This window comes from Enterobacter hormaechei subsp. hoffmannii, assembly GCF_001729745.1.
Classification (GTDB): Bacteria; Pseudomonadota; Gammaproteobacteria; order Enterobacterales; family Enterobacteriaceae; genus Enterobacter; species Enterobacter intestinihominis.
Genome location: NZ_CP017186.1, coordinates 4,530,010 through 4,546,962, shown reverse-complemented (window position 1 = coordinate 4,546,962; position 16,953 = coordinate 4,530,010). Strand labels below are relative to the sequence as shown.

Sequence of the window (16,953 nt, the reverse complement as noted above, 5' to 3'; positions counted from 1 at the left end):
TATTGGAAAATTTAATGAGCACAGACAATTTTGGGCTTAAATGATCTAACGAAGATCCAGGAGGATCCTTGCGCTTTGTTGGCGAGCCCGTATAATCCTCGACCCGGCGCGTGATGCTCATCTTCCTGCGTCGTTCGTTGCTCATTTTCCACGCGAAATCGTGCGGAAATACGCAGGGATTTAAGGAAAGAGAATTGACTCCGGAGTGTACAATTATTACAATCCGGCCTCTTTAATCACCCACGCTGAGGCGTTAGTCGTTCGAATCTCGTTCGGGTATACGCAAAAGTCAGTGAATTTATTCAAGTTTAGGTAGAAATCGCCATGAAACGCACTTTTCAACCGTCTGTACTGAAGCGCAACCGTTCTCACGGCTTCCGTGCTCGTATGGCTACTAAAAATGGTCGTCAGGTTCTGGCACGTCGTCGTGCTAAAGGCCGCGCTCGTCTGACCGTTTCCAAGTAATAAAGCTAACCCCTGAGTGGTTAAGCTCGCATTTCCCAGGGAGTTACGTTTGTTAACTCCCACTCATTTCACTTTCGTCTTCCAGCAGCCACTACGGGCTGGCACGCCGCAAATCACCATCCTCGGCCGCCAAAATTCGCTGGGGCATCCCCGCATCGGTCTCACAGTCGCCAAGAAAAACGTTAAGCGTGCGCATGAACGCAACCGGATTAAACGTCTGACGCGTGAAAGCTTCCGTTTACGTCAGCACGAACTGCCTTCAATGGATTTCGTGGTGGTGGCTAAAAAAGGGGTTGCCGACCTCGATAACCGTGCTCTCTCGGAAGCGTTGGAAAAATTATGGCGCCGCCACTGTCGCCTGGCTCGCGGGTCCTGATAGCCCTCATTCGGGTCTATCAACGCCTGATTAGTCCGCTACTCGGGCCACATTGCCGTTTCACGCCAACATGCTCAAGCTACGGAATTGAGGCATTGCGCAGGTTTGGAGTGATAAAAGGCAGTTGGTTGACGGTGAAACGCGTATTAAAATGCCACCCTTTACACCCAGGTGGAGACGACCCCGTCCCTCCAGGACCTTTTGATACCAGAGAACACTAACGATGGATTCGCAACGCAATCTTCTTATCATCGCTTTGTTGTTCGTGTCTTTCATGATCTGGCAGGCATGGGAGCAGGATAAAAATCCTCAACCCCAGCAGCAGACCACGCAGACCACGACCACCGCAGCGGGTAGCGCCGCCGACCAGGGCGTACCGGCCAGTGGCCAGGGGAAACAGATTACGGTTAAGACCGATGTGCTTGAGCTGACTATCAACACCCGTGGTGGTGATGTTGAGCAGGCGCTGCTGTTGACCTACCCGAAAGAGCTGAAGTCTACCGAACCGTTCCAGTTACTGGAAACCACGCCTGAGTTTATCTACCAGGCACAGAGCGGCCTGACCGGTCGTGATGGCCCGGATAACCCGGCGAACGGTGCGCGTCCACTGTATAACGTCGAGAATGACACCTTTGTGCTGGCTGATGGTCAGAACGAACTGGTTATTCCGATGACCTACACCGACGCGGCAGGCAACACCTTCACCAAAACCTTCACCCTGAAACGCGGTGAATATGCGGTGAACGTGGGCTACAGCGTACAGAACACCGGTGCGAAACCGCTGGAAATCTCTACCTTTGGTCAGCTGAAGCAGTCCATCAATCTGCCGTCTCACCGTGACACCGGAAGCAGCAACTTTGCGCTGCATACCTTCCGTGGCGCGGCTTACTCCACGCCAGATACCAAGTACGAGAAATACAAATTCGACACCATTGCCGATAACGAAAACCTGAACGTCAGCTCTAAAGGCGGTTGGGTCGCAATGCTGCAACAGTATTTCGCGACGGCGTGGGTACCGAATAACGACGGTACGAACAACTTCTACACCGCGAACCTCGGCAACGGTATTGCAGCCATCGGCTACAAATCTCAGCCGGTTCTGGTGCAGCCGGGTCAAACCGGTAAGCTGGCAAGCACCCTGTGGGTCGGCCCGGAAATCCAGGACAAAATGGCTGCCGTTGCGCCGCACCTGGATCTGACCGTTGATTACGGTTGGTTGTGGTTCATCTCTCAGCCGCTGTTTAAGCTGCTGAAGTTCATCCACAGCTTCCTGGGTAACTGGGGCTTCTCCATCATCGTTATCACCTTTATCGTTCGTGGCATCATGTACCCGCTGACTAAAGCGCAGTACACCTCCATGGCGAAGATGCGTATGCTACAGCCGAAGATTCAGGCTATGCGTGAGCGTCTGGGCGATGACAAACAGCGTCAGAGCCAGGAGATGATGGCCCTGTATAAAGCAGAGAAAGTGAACCCACTGGGTGGTTGCTTCCCGCTGCTGATTCAGATGCCAATCTTCCTTGCGCTGTACTACATGCTGATGGGTTCCGTTGAGCTGCGCCACGCGCCGTTCGCCCTGTGGATCCATGACCTGTCCGCACAGGACCCGTACTACATCCTGCCGATCCTGATGGGCGTGACGATGTTCTTCATCCAGAAGATGTCTCCGACCACCGTGACTGACCCGATGCAGCAGAAGATCATGACCTTTATGCCGGTCATCTTCACCGTGTTCTTCCTGTGGTTCCCGTCAGGTCTGGTGCTGTACTATATCGTCAGCAACCTGGTGACCATCATCCAGCAGCAGCTGATTTACCGTGGTCTGGAAAAACGTGGCCTGCATAGCCGCGAAAAGAAAAAGTCCTGATTCGGTAACTTAACGCTAAAATAAGGGCGGTCGATTGACCGCCTTTTTTATTTGTATTGAACGAGAGCAACCATGAGCCATAACGACACTATCGTCGCCCAGGCAACCCCACCGGGACGCGGTGGTGTAGGCATTCTGCGCATCTCCGGCCTGAAGGCGCGTGAGGTGGCCGAAGCGGTGCTGGGTAAACTGCCAAAGCCGCGCTACGCTGATTATCTGCCATTTAAAGATGCCGACGGCACCTCGCTGGACCAGGGCATTGCGCTGTGGTTCCCCGGCCCAAACTCCTTTACCGGCGAAGACGTGCTGGAGCTTCAGGGTCACGGCGGCCCGGTGATCCTCGACCTGCTGTTAAAACGTATTCTGACCCTGCCTGGCCTGCGCATTGCGAAGCCGGGTGAGTTCTCCGAGCGTGCCTTCCTGAACGATAAGCTCGACCTGGCGCAGGCCGAAGCGATTGCCGACCTGATCGACGCCAGTTCCGAACAGGCAGCCCGCTCCGCGCTGAACTCGTTGCAGGGGGCATTTTCCGCACGCGTGAATCACCTTGTGGAAGCACTTACTCACCTGCGAATCTATGTTGAAGCGGCTATCGACTTCCCGGACGAGGAGATTGACTTCCTTTCTGACGGCAAAATCGAAGCCCAGCTCAACCAGGTGATGAACGATCTGGATGCCGTTCGCGCCGAAGCGCGCCAGGGCAGCCTGCTGCGTGAGGGCATGAAGGTGGTCATTGCTGGTCGCCCCAACGCCGGGAAATCAAGCCTGCTGAACGCTCTGGCGGGCCGTGAAGCGGCGATCGTGACCGACATAGCCGGCACCACCCGCGACGTCCTGCGCGAGCATATCCATATCGACGGCATGCCGCTGCACATCATCGATACCGCTGGCCTGCGCGATGCGAGCGATGAAGTCGAGCGTATCGGTATCGAACGCGCCTGGCAGGAGATCGAGCAGGCCGACCGCGTGCTGTTTATGGTGGACGGCACCACGACCGACGCCGTTGACCCGGCAGAAATCTGGCCAGACTTTATTGCCCGTCTCCCGGCCAAACTGCCGATCACCGTGGTGCGCAATAAGGCCGACGTTACCGGCGAAACGCTGGGCATCAGCGATGTGAATGGTCACTCACTTATTCGTCTGTCGGCCCGTACCGGGGAAGGCGTGGAAGCCCTGCGTAACCACCTCAAACATAGCATGGGTTTTGACACCAGCATGGAAGGCGGCTTCCTGGCGCGTCGTCGTCACTTGCAGGCGCTGGAAGAGGCGGCTCGCCACCTTGAGCAGGGTAAAGCCCAGCTGATCGGCGCTTGGGCCGGCGAGCTGCTGGCGGAGGAACTGCGTCTGGCGCAGCAGAACCTGAGCGAGATCACCGGGGAGTTTACGTCGGACGATCTGCTGGGACGGATTTTCTCGAGCTTCTGCATTGGTAAGTAATTCCCGATAGAACATGGTGATTTCCTCCAGGGAAATCACCATTGTCCCAATGGCAACTCGCTTAATCCCCCCATGCCCCCTATCCTGCTTGCCTGCATCTATGGGGGATTTATGGCTCGTTTTCTGTTTTGTAGTTTCGCATTAGTTCTGCTGTATCCGTCCGGCATTGATATGTATCTGGTGGGGCTACCGCATATTGCACGCGATCTGGGTGCCAGCGAGGCGCAACTGCACATCGCGTTTTCGGCCTACCTCGCGGGAATGGCGTCGTCGATGGTATTTGCCGGGAAAATCGCGGACAGAGCCGGCCGTCAACCCGTCGCCATTACGGGGGCGGTTATCTTTACGCTGGCATCGGTACTGTGTTCAATGGCTCAGGAAAGCACAATGTTCCTGTCAGGGCGCTTTATCCAGGGCATTGGCGCGGGCGGCTGTTACGTGGTGGCGTTTGCCATTCTGCGCGATACCTTGAGCGCCCAGCGCCGCGCCAGGGTGCTGTCGATGCTGAACGGCATTACCTGCATCATCCCGGTGCTGGCACCGGTTGTAGGCTACCTGATCATGCTGAAATTTCCATGGCAGAGCCTTTTCTGGACCATGGCCACAATGGGCGCCATCGTCTTTATACTGTCCGTGACGGTGTTGAAAGAGACCCATCCCGGTTCGCAGCAGACGCACCACGCTGCTACCATTCATCCGGCTGAAAAGCTTCTGAATCGCTTTTTCCTGAGCCGCCTGGCCATCATCACGCTCAGCGTGGCGGTGATCCTCACCTATGTAAACGTTTCCCCGGTGTTACTGATGGAGACGATAGGCTTCGATCGCGGTGAGTATTCGACGGTGATGGCGCTCAATGCGATGGTCAGCATGGCGGTTTCATTCTCGATGCCCTTTGCGCTCAATATCTTCCGCCAGCGCACGCTGATGCTCGCTTCACAGACGCTGTTTCTCGCCGCAGGCGTAATTCTGGCGACCGCCACCTCACATGCGCTGATGCTGGTGGGTATGACCCTGATATGCGCCGGATTCTCCGGCGGCTTCGGCGTGGCGATGAGTCAGGCGCTTGGCCCGTTCTCACTGCGGGCAGGCGTGGCAAGCTCGGTGCTGGGCATTGCGCAGGTATGCGGTTCGTCGCTGTGGATTTGGCTGGCGGCGGTGATCGGCCTTAACGCGCTGAATATGCTGATCGGGGTTCTGATTGGCTGTAGCATACTCTGCATTACCTTACTTATGGTCATCCAGCCCGCGGCGCACTATGAAGAAGCCCATCAGCAGTCTCGATCTTAATCTTTTACTTTGCCTGCAGTTGTTGTTGCAGGAGCGCAGCGTCACCAAAGCCGCGAAGCGAATGAACGTGACGCCGTCCGCGGTGAGTAAATCGCTGGCGAAGCTGCGCGACTGGTTCGACGATCCGCTGTTTGTGAAAACGCCTTTAGGGCTACTGCCCACGCCGCTAACGGTGAGTCTGGAACAGGATCTGGCCGACTGGATGCAGATTGGCAATCAAATCGTCGATAAATTCCACCATAGCTCTCCAGGCGGGCTCAAGTTTGTGCTCGCCGCCGAAACGCCGCTGATGCTGATTCGCTTCAACACCCTGCTGGAGCAGGTGAATGAGCGCTACCCACAGGCGACGGTGAAGTTGCGCCAGTGGGATTATGATTCGCTGGACGCCATTACACGCGGGGAGGTCGATCTCGGTTTTACCGGCCGCGAAACGCACCCGCGCTCCCGCGAGCTGCTAAAGCTGATGCCGTGGTTTATTGACTACGAAATCCTGTTCAGCGACCGTCCGTGCGTCTATCTGCGAGAAGATCATCCGGCACTTCACGAAGCGTGGAACCTTGAGACGTTTCTGCGCTACCCGCATATCAGCATCTTCTGGGAGCGCAGCGATACCTGGGCGCTTGATGAAGTGCTAAAAGAGATGGGCCGCGAGCGCAACGTCGCCATGAGCCTGCCCGGCTTTGAACAGTCGATGTTTATGGCGGCTCAGCCGGACCACAACTACATTGCCACTGCGCCCTACTACTGCCATCACTACAATCAACTCCACCAGCGTAATCTGGTCTGCCTTCCCATTCCCATCGATGAGGCGCAGGCAGAAAAGCTGACCGTACCCTTCACGCTAATCTGGCATAAGCGGAACAGCCATAATCCGAAAATTATCTGGCTGCGCGAAACTATAAAAGCCCTGTATACCGCGCCAGGTCAGGTTTTTGCCTAAGATAATGTAAAGTTCGGTCCTCAGGCTTCTCTTATTTCTATTTACTGATTAAAACAGAAGCTGAGTTAAGCGATAATCATGTAACCGTTTAACCGACTACGACCATTATCAGGGAGCGAAAAATGGCTACGCACTTTGCACGAGGAACATTAACGGAAGGGCATCTCGTATCGGCCAGAATTTCTTCATCCTGTCACAGTGAGGCGCTCAAACTACCTGAACACCGCAGGACGCGGTTTTTAGCTTCCAGAGCGCTCCTCGCAGAACTGCTTTTTATGCTGTACGGCACCAGCGAATTACCGGACATACTCACCCAGCCAGAAGGTCGCCCGGTTTTTGCGGACCCGGCACTCCCCCATTTTTCCATTGCGTATACCGGCAACATTGTTGGCGTCGCGCTGACGACTGAAGGTGATTGCGGCCTGGATATGGAGCTGCAACGCGTCACGCGCAGCTTCCATGGTGCTAACGCGCTCGATGAATACCCGCTCTCCAGCAATGAAAAGCTGTGGATACGTAACCAGAACGATCCCGTTGAAGCCAGAGCGCAGCTCATCACCCTTCGCCAGAGCATCCGTAAACTGAGCGGCGCGGCATCAGACGACGCCAGCCTGTTGCAGCTGCTTCCCGGCTCCGGACGCCTGCGTGCCGCGAAAGCGTCGCTGGTAGAGGCGCTCAGCGACGCTGAGGACGTACTGATCTGGTCCGTTGCGGTGAGCCCCGCCATCGAACGGCTGAAAATCTGGGAGTTTGACAGTATTCGCGGTTGGCGTAGTCTTCCGGATGTACCTGAGCGCGCCAACGAGCCCGCCGCGCGCCTGATGCGATTAACCAGTTTACCGGCAGAAAAAGCATACACCCATAGCTGATCCGTCCAGGGTCATCATGATGAAACAGGAGTAATCATGTCTGATACGTTGAAAGTTGTTACGTTACTGGGAAGCCTGCGCAAAGGTTCTTTTAACGGGATGGTAGCGCGCACGCTGCCACAGCTGGCGCCTGCGGGAATGGAGATCAGCGCCCTGCCGTCTATTGGCGACATCCCGCTTTATGATGCTGACGTTCAGCAGGAAGAAGGGTTCCCGCACAGCGTGGAGGCGATAGCCGAGCAGATCCGTCAGGCTGATGGTGTAGTGATTGTAACGCCAGAATATAACTACTCGGTTCCGGGTGGTCTGAAGAACGCGATTGACTGGTTATCCCGTTTACCGGAGCAGCCGCTGTCAGGCAAACCGGTGCTGATCCAGACCAGCTCAATGGGCGCCATCGGCGGTGCGCGCTGCCAGTATCACCTGCGACAGATCCTGGTGTTCCTGGATGCGATGGTGATGAACAAGCCGGAATTTATGGGCGGCGTGATTCAGAACAAAGTCGACCCGCAGACGGGTGAAGTGGTGGATCAGAGTACGCGTGATCATCTCTCTGGTCAGTTGACTGCGTTTGGGGATTATATTAAGCGGGTTAAAACCTGATAAAAAAGCCCGGTGGCGCTAGCGCTTACCGGGCCTACACTCGTCAGTAGGTCAGGTAAGCGAAGCGCCACCTGACACCACAAACCGCACCTTAGTGCGCGTCAATAAACACAATCTTGAGCACAAACAGCAGCGCCACAATCATCACGCACGGGCTGAGTTCGCGGAAACGGCCGGTACCGATCTTCATCACACAGTACGAGATAAAGCCCAGCGCGATACCTTCGGTGATCGAGAAGCTGAACGGCATCATCACCGCGGTAATAAACGCCGGAACGGCTTCCGTCAGATCTTCCCACTTCACGCGCGCCAGGCTCGAGGTCATCAGCACGCCGACGTAGATCAGCGCGCCAGCTGCCGCGTACGGTGGCACCATCCCCGCCAGCGGAGAGAGGAAGATCACCAGCAGGAACAGCAGACCCACGACTACCGCCGTCAGGCCAGTACGGCCACCCACGGACACGCCGGAAGAGGATTCAATGTAAGCGGTAACAGACGAGGTGCCGATGAAAGAACCCGCAACGGACGAGATGCTATCCACATACAGCGCCTGCTTCATGCGCGGGAATTTGCCTTTCTCGTCCGCCAGACCCGCTTTGTCCGTCACGCCAATCAGCGTACCGGAGGAGTCAAACAGGTTGACCAGCATGAAGGAGAAAATCACTCCGGCCAGACCCAGGTTCAGCGAGCCCGCCAGATCAACGTGACCAATCACGGTAGAAACGCTCGGTGGCGCAGAGACAATACCGCTGTAATGCACGTCACCCAGCATCCAGCCCAGCAGCGTGGTCACGATGATAGAGACCAGCACCGCAGCGTGGATGTTACGCGACGCCAGGATCGCGATAATAAAGAAGCCCAGCACGCCCAGCAGCACGCTGTGAGAGGTCAGGTTACCAATGCTCACCAGCGTTTCCGGGTTCGCCACGATTACGCCAGCGTTTTTCAGCCCCATCATGCCGATAAACAGACCGATACCGCTGGTGATACCCACGCGCAGGCTCACGGGAATGTTCGCAATCATCCAGTAGCGCACACGGAAGATGGTCAGCAGCAGCAGGCCGACCGCGCCCCAGAAAATAGCGCCCATCCCGACCTGCCACGGCAGGCCCATCGCCTGAACCACCACGAACGCAAAGAACGCATTAAGACCCATTGCCGGGGCCAACGCCACGGGCAGATTAGCGAAAACGCCCATCAGGATGCTGCCAAGGGCCGCGATCAGACAGGTGGTAACAAAGACGGCGCTGGTGTCCATGCCAGCCACGCCCAGAATTTGCGGGTTAACGAAAACGATATAGACCATCGTCAGGAAGGTAGTAAAACCGGCGATCACTTCGGTGCGTGCCGTTGTGCCGTGCTCGCGCAGTTTGAACACGCGCTCAAGCAGCCCCTGACCAGATGTCTGGGTAGTGTGTTGTTGACTCATCATCAATTTCCGAACAAGGAGGGAAAATTCGTCGCTATCCTATACCAAAATGCGACAATAGTGGCGGTTACGGGATACTTTTTTCATTGATTTTGCTTATACGGCAACGATTGCGTCTCGTTAAACTGTCGTACGTAAACGTTAAACTTGTTAAAAGGGAAAGGCATGTCCGGAATTGAAGCGGTATTTTTCGACTGTGACGGTACGCTGGTCGACAGTGAGGTCATTTGTTCCCGCGCGTATGTCGCCATGTTCCAGGAATTTGGCATTACGCTCGATCTCGAAGAGGTGTTTAAACGCTTTAAGGGCGTGAAGCTGTACGAGATCATCGACATCATTAACGAAGAGCACGGGGTGGATCTGGCGAAAGCGGATCTGGAACCGGTGTACCGCGCCGAGGTCGCACGCCTCTTCGACGCCGAGCTGGAAGTTATCGCCGGCGCTAACGCGCTGCTGGATGCGATGACGGTGCCGATCTGCGTGGTCTCTAACGGCCCGGTCAGCAAAATGCAGCACTCACTCGGCAAGCTGGACATGTTGCACCACTTCCCGGAAAAACTGTTCAGCGGCTACGATATCCAGCGCTGGAAGCCGGATCCGGCATTGATGTTCCACGCGGCGAAGGCGATGAACGTCAACGTGGAGAACTGCATCCTGGTGGATGACTCGTCTGCGGGCGCGCAGTCGGGGATTGATGCGGGGATGGAGGTGTTTTACTTCTGCGCCGATCCGCACAACAAGCCGATCGATCATCCAAAAGTGACGACCTTTACAGACCTGGCGCAGCTGCCGGAATTGTGGAAGGCGCGCGGGTGGGATATTACTCGCTGAAAAAACAAAGCCGGATGGCGCTAACGCTTATCCGGCCTACAAGGATCGTAGGGCGGGTAAGCGATAGCGCCACCCGCCACACACATCACTCTTTCGGATCTTTACCCGCCAGCAGCTTGTCCAGCTCGTCGCCGCCCACGTGACGGAAATCCTGTCCCTTCACGAAGTAGAAGATGTATTCGCAAATGTTCTGGCAGCGGTCGCCAATACGCTCAATTGAGCGCGCGCAGAACAGCGCGGTCAGCACGCTTGGAATGGTACGGGAATCTTCCATCATGTAGGTCATTAGCTGACGCACTATGCCTTCGTATTCCTGGTCAACTTTCTTATCTTCACGGTAGATACGGACCGCTTCGTCCAGATCCATGCGCGCGAAAGCGTCCAGCACATCGTGCAGCATCTGCACGGTGTGGCGACCGAGAGACTCCAGGCTCACCAGCAGCGGCTGGTGCTGCTGGGAGAATTTCTCCAGCGCGGTGCGGCAGATTTTATCCGCCACGTCACCAATACGCTCCAGCTCGGCGATAGTTTTGATGATCGCCATTACCAGACGCAGGTCGCTCGCGGTTGGCTGACGCTTGGCAATGATGCGCACGCACGCTTCGTCGATGGCGACTTCCATCATATTGACGTTGTGATCGCCTTCGATAACGCGCTTCGCCAGCTCGCTGTCCTGGTTGTGCATTGCCGTAATCGCATCAGAAAGCTGCTGCTCGACCATGCCGCCCATGGTCATCACCTGGGTGCGAATGCTTTCCAGCTCTGCGTTAAACTGGCCGGAAATGTGTTTATTAAGATTGAGGTTGTCCATGGTTTCTCCACATGCACTAAGGCAAATCAACCGTAGCGGCCAGTAATATAATCTTCGGTTTGTTTCTTCGCAGGACGGGTGAACAGCGCGTCCGTATCGCTGAACTCAATCAACTCGCCCAGGTACATAAACGCCGTGTGGTCAGAACAACGGGCTGCCTGCTGCATGTTGTGAGTGACGATCACCACGGTGTAATCCTGCTTCAGCTCGGTGATCAGCTCTTCGATACGCCCGGTTGAGATCGGGTCCAGGGCTGAGCACGGCTCATCCAGCAGCAAGACTTCCGGGCGAATGGCGATACCGCGCGCAATGCACAGACGCTGCTGCTGACCACCGGAGAGAGAGTACCCGCTCTGGTGAAGTTTATCTTTGGTTTCGTTCCATAATGCGGCCTTGGTCAATGCCCACTGCACGCGCTCGTCCATATCCGCACGGGAGAGCTTCTCAAACAGACGCACACCAAAGGCGATGTTGTCATAGATCGACATCGGGAACGGCGTGGGTTTCTGGAACACCATCCCCACTTTCGCACGCAGCAGGGCGATATCCTGGGTATTGGTCAGGATGTTGTCACCGTCCAGCAGAATTTCACCTTCTGCGCGCTGCTCCGGATAGAGCGAATACATTTTGTTAAAGGTGCGCAGCAGCGTGGATTTACCACAGCCAGACGGACCGATAAATGCCGTGACCTGGTTCTTCGCGATATCCAGGTTGATATTCTTCAGGGCATGGAATTTGCCGTAGTAGAAGTTCAAATCACGAACCTGAATCTTACCCGGGGCAGTATCAACCATACTCATTGACTCATTTCCTCATTCGGCGCCGCGATGTGCCGCGCCGTAAAAATTTAACCGTGTTTCTGCTTCGCGAAAATGACGCGCGCCAGAATGTTCAGCAACAGTACGCAAAGGGTGATGATCAGCACCCCGGCCCAGGCCAGCTGCTGCCATTCCGCGAATGGGCTCATCGCAAATTTAAAGATCGTCACCGGCAGGTTGGCGATCGGCTGCATCATGTCCGTACTCCAGAACTGGTTGGAGAGGGCGGTAAACAGCAGCGGTGCGGTTTCACCAGCGATACGGGCGATAGCCAGCAGGATACCGGTCATGATCCCCGAGACGGACGCTTTCAGGGTGATCGCCGAAATCATTTTCCATTTCGGCGTGCCCAGCGCGTAAGCCGCTTCACGCAGGCTGTCCGGCACCAGTTTCAGCATGTTTTCAGTGGTACGAATAACGATAGGCACCTGCAACAGCGCCAGCGCAATCACACCCGCCCAGCCGGAGAAGTGTTCCATTTGCGCCACCACGATGGTGTAAACAAACAGACCTACCACAATCGACGGGGCAGAAAGCAGAATGTCGTTAATAAAGCGGATGACTTCAGCGATCCAGGACTTGCGGCCATACTCCGCCAGATAGATACCCGCCATGATGCCCAACGGCGTACCGAAAACGGTCGCCCACAGGATCAGCAGGCCGCTGCCCGCCAGGGCGTTTGCCAGACCACCACCCGCCGTGTTTGGCGGCGGCGTCATCTCGGTGAACAGCGCCAGGGACATTCCATCAATACCACGGGTGATGGTGGACATCAGGATCCAGATCAGCCAGAACAGGCCGAACGCCATCGTGGCCATGGAAAGCGTCAGCGCAATGCGGTTTTTAATCCGGCGCTTTGACTGCATTTTGCGACGAGATTCCGCAAGCTGAGCGGTGTTTTGCATGTCGAGAGTCGCCATTAGCGTGCCCCCTCGTTTTTAGCCAGACGCATAATCATCAGCTTGGAGATAGCCAGCACAATAAAGGTAATAACAAACAGGATCAGGCCCAGTTCCATCAGCGCTGCGACGTGCAGCCCGGATTCCGCTTCGGCAAATTCGTTCGCCAGCGCAGAGGTAATACTGTTCCCCGGCATGTAGAGCGACACGCTGTCGAGCTGGTAGGTGTTGCCGATGATAAAGGTCACCGCCATGGTTTCACCCAGCGCGCGGCCTAAGCCCAGCATGATGCCGCCGATCACCCCATTTTTGGTGAACGGAAGGACGATGCGCCAGATAACCTCCCAGGTGGTGCAGCCGATGCCGTAGGCCGACTCTTTCATCATCACCGGGGTTTGTTCGAAGACATCGCGCATGACCGCCGCAATGTACGGAATAATCATGATGGCGAGGATCACGCCAGCCGCCAGAATACCGATACCGAATGCCGGGCCAGAGAACAGGGCCCCCACAAACGGAACGGCGGAGAGAACATTACCCACCGGCTCCTGGAAGTACGTCGCAAACAGCGGAGCAAAGATAAACAGGCCCCACATGCCGTAAACGATACTAGGGATGGCCGCCAGCAGTTCAATGGCGATACCCAGCGGGCGTCGCAGCCAGCCCGGCGCCAGCTCCGTCAGGAACAGGGCAATACCGAAGCTTACCGGCACCGCAATCAGCAGAGCGATAAAAGAGGTCACCAGCGTGCCGTAAATCGGCACCAGCGCACCGTAGATATCGTTCGGCGCATCCCACTCTTTGGTCCACAGGAAGGCGAAACCAAATTTTTGAATGCTCGGCCAGGAGGAGAAAATGAGGGACACGATAATGCCGCCCAGCAGCAATAGCACAATCAGCGCAGCCAGTTTCACCAGCGCGCTGAAAATCATGTCACCTTTTTTACCCGGAGGGTTAAATGCAGGCTTGGTTGCAGCCATAAATTACTCTTCTTTATGAGACGTCTTACGAATATGCCCGGTGGCGCTGGCGCTTACCGGGCCTACAGGATGAACCGTAGGGCGGGATCGCTGCGCGCCACCCGCCATCTTCGTCAAAAATATCCTGTTAGTACAGCGCTTTACCGCTGCTGTCTTTCACGTTGGTTTTCCATGCAGCACGGATCTGCTCAACCACGCTGTCTGGCAGGCTGGCGTAATCCAGGTCATTCGCCTGTTTGCCGCCGTTTTTGTATGCCCAGTCAAAGAACTTCAGCACTTCAGCACCCTGCTCAGGCTTCTTCTGCTCTTTGTGGACCAGAATGAAGGTGGTAGACGTGATAGGCCATGCATCGTCGCCTTTCTGGTTGGTCAGGTCCTGCGCGAAGGATTTGCTCCAGTCAGCGCCTTTTGCGGCGTTAGCGAAGTTCTCTTCGGTCGGGCTAACCGGTTTGCCGTCAGCAGAAACCAGTTTGGTGTAAGCCAGGTTGTTCTGCTTCGCGTAAGCGTACTCTACGTAGCCGATAGAGCCAGGCAGACGCTGTACGAAGGCAGCGATACCGTCGTTGCCTTTACCGCCCAGACCGGTTGGCCAGTTAACGGTAGAGCCGGAACCGACTTTAGATTTCCACTCTTCGTTCACTTTCGCCAGGTAGCTGGTGAACACGAAAGAGGTACCAGAGCCGTCAGCACGACGAACCACCGCGATATTCTGCGAAGGCAGCTTAACGCCCGGGTTCAGTTTCGTGATGGCTTCGTCATCCCATTTTTTGATTTTGCCCAGATAGATATCACCCAGGGTTTTGCCGTCCAGCACCAGCTCGCCTGATTTCAGGCCAGGAATGTTAACAGCCAGCACAACGCCGCCGATCACGGTCGGGAACTGGAACAGGCCTTCCTGATTCAGTTTCTCATCAGACAGCGGAGCGTCGGATGCGCCGAAATCAACGGTATTCGCGGTAATTTGTTTTACGCCACCGGAGGAGCCGATACCCTGATAGTTGACCTTGTTACCGGTCTCTTTCTGGTAGGTATCCGCCCATTTGGCATACACCGGCGCAGGGAAGGTTGCACCAGCGCCAGTCAGGCTTGCTGCTGCGAAAGCAGAGAAAGCGCTCAGAGATAAGGTCGCGGCGACAACAGTTGCGACAGTGGTACGCATAACTTTCATAATGTCTCCTGCAAGGATTTCGTAAATCATTGTTTAAGTGGCTACGATGAGCAAAATAGGACAAACAGGTGACAGATAAATGTACGAAATATGACAGTTTTATGACAAAGAAAATTTCACTTAAAAATAAGCAAAAATACATAAATAAATCATAAACTTAATGATTATTATGACAGCTTGTTTTCAGTAATATTTTCTTTATGTGACACTGATAAAATAGCTGAAAATGACGGATTGTCATAAAAAAAGGCTCCACCGGATGGCGGAGCCTGGAAGGATTATTCTACGGTAACGGACTTCGCCAGATTTCGCGGCTGGTCAACGTCGGTGCCTTTGATCAGCGCGACGTGGTAAGCCAGCAGTTGCAGCGGTACGGTGTAGAAGATCGGCGCAATCACCTCTTCCACATGCGGCATCTCGATGATGTGCATGTTGTCGCTGCTGGCGAAACCGGCATCTTTATCCGCAAAGACGTACAGTACACCACCACGGGCGCGCACCTCTTCGATGTTAGATTTCAGTTTTTCCAGCAGTTCGTTGTTCGGTGCCACCACGATAACCGGCATATCCGCGTCGATCAGCGCCAGCGGACCGTGTTTCAGCTCGCCTGCCGCGTAGGCTTCCGCGTGGATGTAGGAGATCTCTTTCAGCTTCAGCGCGCCTTCCAGCGCGATAGGGTACTGATCGCCACGGCCCAGGAACAGAGCGTGGTGCTTATCAGAGAAATCTTCAGCCAGCGCCTCAATGCGCTTGTCCTGAGACAGCATCTGCTCGATACGGCTCGGCAGCGCCTGGAGACCGTGAACGATATCATGCTCAACGGAAGCATCTTCGCCTTTCAGACGCGCCAGCTTCGCCACCAGCATCAGCAGAACGGTCAGCTGAGTGGTAAACGCTTTGGTGGAAGCGACGCCGATTTCGGTGCCCGCTTTAGTCATCAGCGCCAGATCGGATTCACGCACCAGCGAGGAGCCCGGTACGTTACAGATGGCCAGCGAACCCAGGTAACCCAACTCTTTAGACAGACGCAGCGCCGCCAGGGTATCGGCCGTTTCGCCAGACTGGGAAAGGGTGATCATCAGGCTGTTACGGCGCACAGCGGATTTACGATAGCGGAACTCAGATGCGATTTCGACGTCGCACGGCACGCCCGCCAGGGATTCAAACCAGTAGCGAGAGACCATACCGGAGTTGTAAGAGGTACCGCAGGCCACGATCTGAATGTGCTCGACTTTGCTCAGCATTTCGTTGGCATTGGCGCCCAGCTCGCTCAGATCCACTTCACCATGGCTGATGCGCCCGGTCAGAGTGTTTTTAATGGCGTTTGGCTGTTCGTAGATCTCTTTCTGCATGTAGTGACGGTAAGCGCCTTTGTCGCCCGCGTCGTATTGCAGGTTTGATTCGATTTCCTGGCGCTTAACCTGCTCGCCTTTCGTGTCGAATACGGTCACGCTGCGACGTGTCACCTCGGCAATGTCGCCCTCTTCCAGAAAGATAAAGCGACGGGTAACCGGCAGCAGCGCCAGCTGGTCGGAAGCGATAAAGTTTTCACCCATGCCCAGACCAATCACCATCGGGCTACCGGAACGCGCGGCCAGCAGCGTGGACGGGTCACGGGAATCCATGATCACCGTACCGTAAGCACCACGCAGCTGAGGGATAGCGCGCAGCACCGCATCACGCAGTGTACCGCCCTGTGCCAGCTCCCAGTGCACCAGGTGAGCAATCACTTCGGTGTCGGTTTCAGAGACGAAGGTATAGCCGCGCGCTTTCAGTTCTTCACGCAGCGGTTCGTGGTTTTCGATAATGCCGTTATGCACCACCACAATGTGTTCAGACACATGCGGGTGTGCGTTGCCTTCAGATGGCTCACCGTGAGTCGCCCAGCGGGTATGCGCAATACCGGTGCCACCGTGCAGCGGATGTTCCTCCGCCGCCTGGGCCAGCATCTGCACTTTACCGAGACGACGCAGACGGGTCATATGACCTTCTGCATCGACGACAGCCAGACCGGCTGAGTCATAACCACGGTATTCCAGACGACGTAAACCTTCGAGAAGGATTTCAGCAATATCACGCTGCGCAACTGCGCCAACAATTCCACACATAGTTAGATTTCCTGATTATGGCGTTATGCCATGCGTTGTCGCTGACCTGTATTTGCCCTTTCCGG

17 protein-coding genes are annotated in these 16,953 nt (G+C 55.5%); 10 read left to right on the top strand and 7 right to left on the bottom strand.

Annotated elements, in window-relative coordinates:
- Positions 1–324 precede the first annotated feature (324 nt).
- The 9 genes from rpmH (at position 325) to BFV65_RS21430 (ending at position 7,844) form a co-directional block, all read left to right on the top strand.
- Positions 325–465 carry a 50S ribosomal protein L34 gene (gene rpmH, locus BFV65_RS21465; protein ID WP_000831330.1) on the top strand — a complete coding sequence of 47 codons (141 nt, stop codon included), beginning with the start codon at positions 325–327 and terminating at the stop codon, positions 463–465.
- Positions 466–481: 16 nt separating this feature from the next.
- Positions 482–841, top strand: coding sequence for a ribonuclease P protein component (gene rnpA / locus BFV65_RS21460; protein WP_006808764.1), 360 nt, complete (start codon positions 482–484; stop codon positions 839–841).
- Positions 805–1,062 (top strand): membrane protein insertion efficiency factor YidD, encoded by a 258-nt coding sequence (gene yidD / locus BFV65_RS22735; protein WP_001307474.1) that lies wholly within the window; start codon positions 805–807, stop codon positions 1,060–1,062. Before rnpA ends, yidD begins: the two co-directional genes overlap by 37 nt.
- Positions 1,063–1,064: 2 nt before the next feature.
- Positions 1,065–2,708: a membrane protein insertase YidC gene (gene yidC / locus BFV65_RS21455; protein ID WP_023298949.1), complete on the top strand. Its 1,644-nt coding sequence runs from the start codon at positions 1,065–1,067 to the stop codon at positions 2,706–2,708.
- Between the two features lie 72 nt (positions 2,709–2,780).
- Entirely contained in the window at positions 2,781–4,145 is a 1,365-nt protein-coding gene (gene mnmE / locus BFV65_RS21450; RefSeq protein ID WP_069597077.1) for a tRNA uridine-5-carboxymethylaminomethyl(34) synthesis GTPase MnmE, read from the top strand.
- 111 nt (positions 4,146–4,256) lie between these two features.
- Positions 4,257–5,432, top strand: a complete 1,176-nt coding sequence (locus tag BFV65_RS21445) for an MFS transporter (protein WP_032622027.1) — start codon at positions 4,257–4,259, stop codon at positions 5,430–5,432.
- Positions 5,401–6,372 (top strand): HTH-type transcriptional regulator YidZ, encoded by a 972-nt coding sequence (gene yidZ / locus BFV65_RS21440; RefSeq protein ID WP_022649883.1) that lies wholly within the window; start codon positions 5,401–5,403, stop codon positions 6,370–6,372. The genes BFV65_RS21445 and yidZ overlap by 32 nt, the downstream gene beginning before the upstream one ends.
- A 122-nt stretch (positions 6,373–6,494) precedes the next feature.
- Positions 6,495–7,241, top strand: a complete 747-nt coding sequence (locus BFV65_RS21435; protein ID WP_069597076.1) for a 4'-phosphopantetheinyl transferase family protein — start codon at positions 6,495–6,497, stop codon at positions 7,239–7,241.
- 36 nt (positions 7,242–7,277) lie between these two features.
- Positions 7,278–7,844, top strand: coding sequence for an NADPH-dependent FMN reductase (locus BFV65_RS21430; protein ID WP_022649881.1), 567 nt, complete (start codon positions 7,278–7,280; stop codon positions 7,842–7,844).
- A 91-nt stretch (positions 7,845–7,935) separates the two neighbouring features.
- On the opposite strand, the gene adeP is transcribed toward BFV65_RS21430, so the two are convergent.
- Positions 7,936–9,273 (bottom strand): adenine permease AdeP, encoded by a 1,338-nt coding sequence (gene adeP, locus BFV65_RS21425; RefSeq protein ID WP_139152660.1) that lies wholly within the window; start codon positions 9,271–9,273, stop codon positions 7,936–7,938.
- A gap of 165 nt (positions 9,274–9,438) precedes the next feature.
- Between adeP and yieH the strand changes: the two genes are divergently transcribed.
- Positions 9,439–10,104, top strand: coding sequence for a 6-phosphogluconate phosphatase (gene yieH, locus BFV65_RS21420; protein ID WP_022649879.1), 666 nt, complete (start codon positions 9,439–9,441; stop codon positions 10,102–10,104).
- Positions 10,105–10,189: 85 nt separating this feature from the next.
- On the opposite strand, the gene phoU is transcribed toward yieH, so the two are convergent.
- The 6 genes from phoU to glmS all read right to left on the bottom strand — a co-directional run bounded on the left by phoU (position 10,190) and on the right by glmS (position 16,888).
- Positions 10,190–10,915 (bottom strand): phosphate signaling complex protein PhoU, encoded by a 726-nt coding sequence (gene phoU / locus BFV65_RS21415; protein ID WP_003861153.1) that lies wholly within the window; start codon positions 10,913–10,915, stop codon positions 10,190–10,192.
- A gap of 26 nt (positions 10,916–10,941) precedes the next feature.
- Positions 10,942–11,715: a phosphate ABC transporter ATP-binding protein PstB gene (pstB, locus tag BFV65_RS21410; RefSeq protein ID WP_003861154.1), complete on the bottom strand. Its 774-nt coding sequence runs from the start codon at positions 11,713–11,715 to the stop codon at positions 10,942–10,944.
- 47 nt (positions 11,716–11,762) lie between these two features.
- Positions 11,763–12,653, bottom strand: a complete 891-nt coding sequence (gene pstA / locus BFV65_RS21405; protein WP_022649878.1) for a phosphate ABC transporter permease PstA — start codon at positions 12,651–12,653, stop codon at positions 11,763–11,765.
- Positions 12,653–13,612 carry a phosphate ABC transporter permease PstC gene (gene pstC / locus BFV65_RS21400; protein ID WP_022649877.1) on the bottom strand — a complete coding sequence of 320 codons (960 nt, stop codon included), beginning with the start codon at positions 13,610–13,612 and terminating at the stop codon, positions 12,653–12,655. The genes pstA and pstC overlap by 1 nt, the downstream gene beginning before the upstream one ends.
- Positions 13,613–13,739: 127 nt before the next feature.
- Positions 13,740–14,780 (bottom strand): phosphate ABC transporter substrate-binding protein PstS, encoded by a 1,041-nt coding sequence (gene pstS / locus BFV65_RS21395; RefSeq protein WP_022649876.1) that lies wholly within the window; start codon positions 14,778–14,780, stop codon positions 13,740–13,742.
- 278 nt (positions 14,781–15,058) lie between these two features.
- Positions 15,059–16,888 (bottom strand): glutamine--fructose-6-phosphate transaminase (isomerizing), encoded by a 1,830-nt coding sequence (gene glmS / locus BFV65_RS21390; protein WP_032626716.1) that lies wholly within the window; start codon positions 16,886–16,888, stop codon positions 15,059–15,061.
- Between the last annotated feature and the right edge of the window lie 65 nt (positions 16,889–16,953).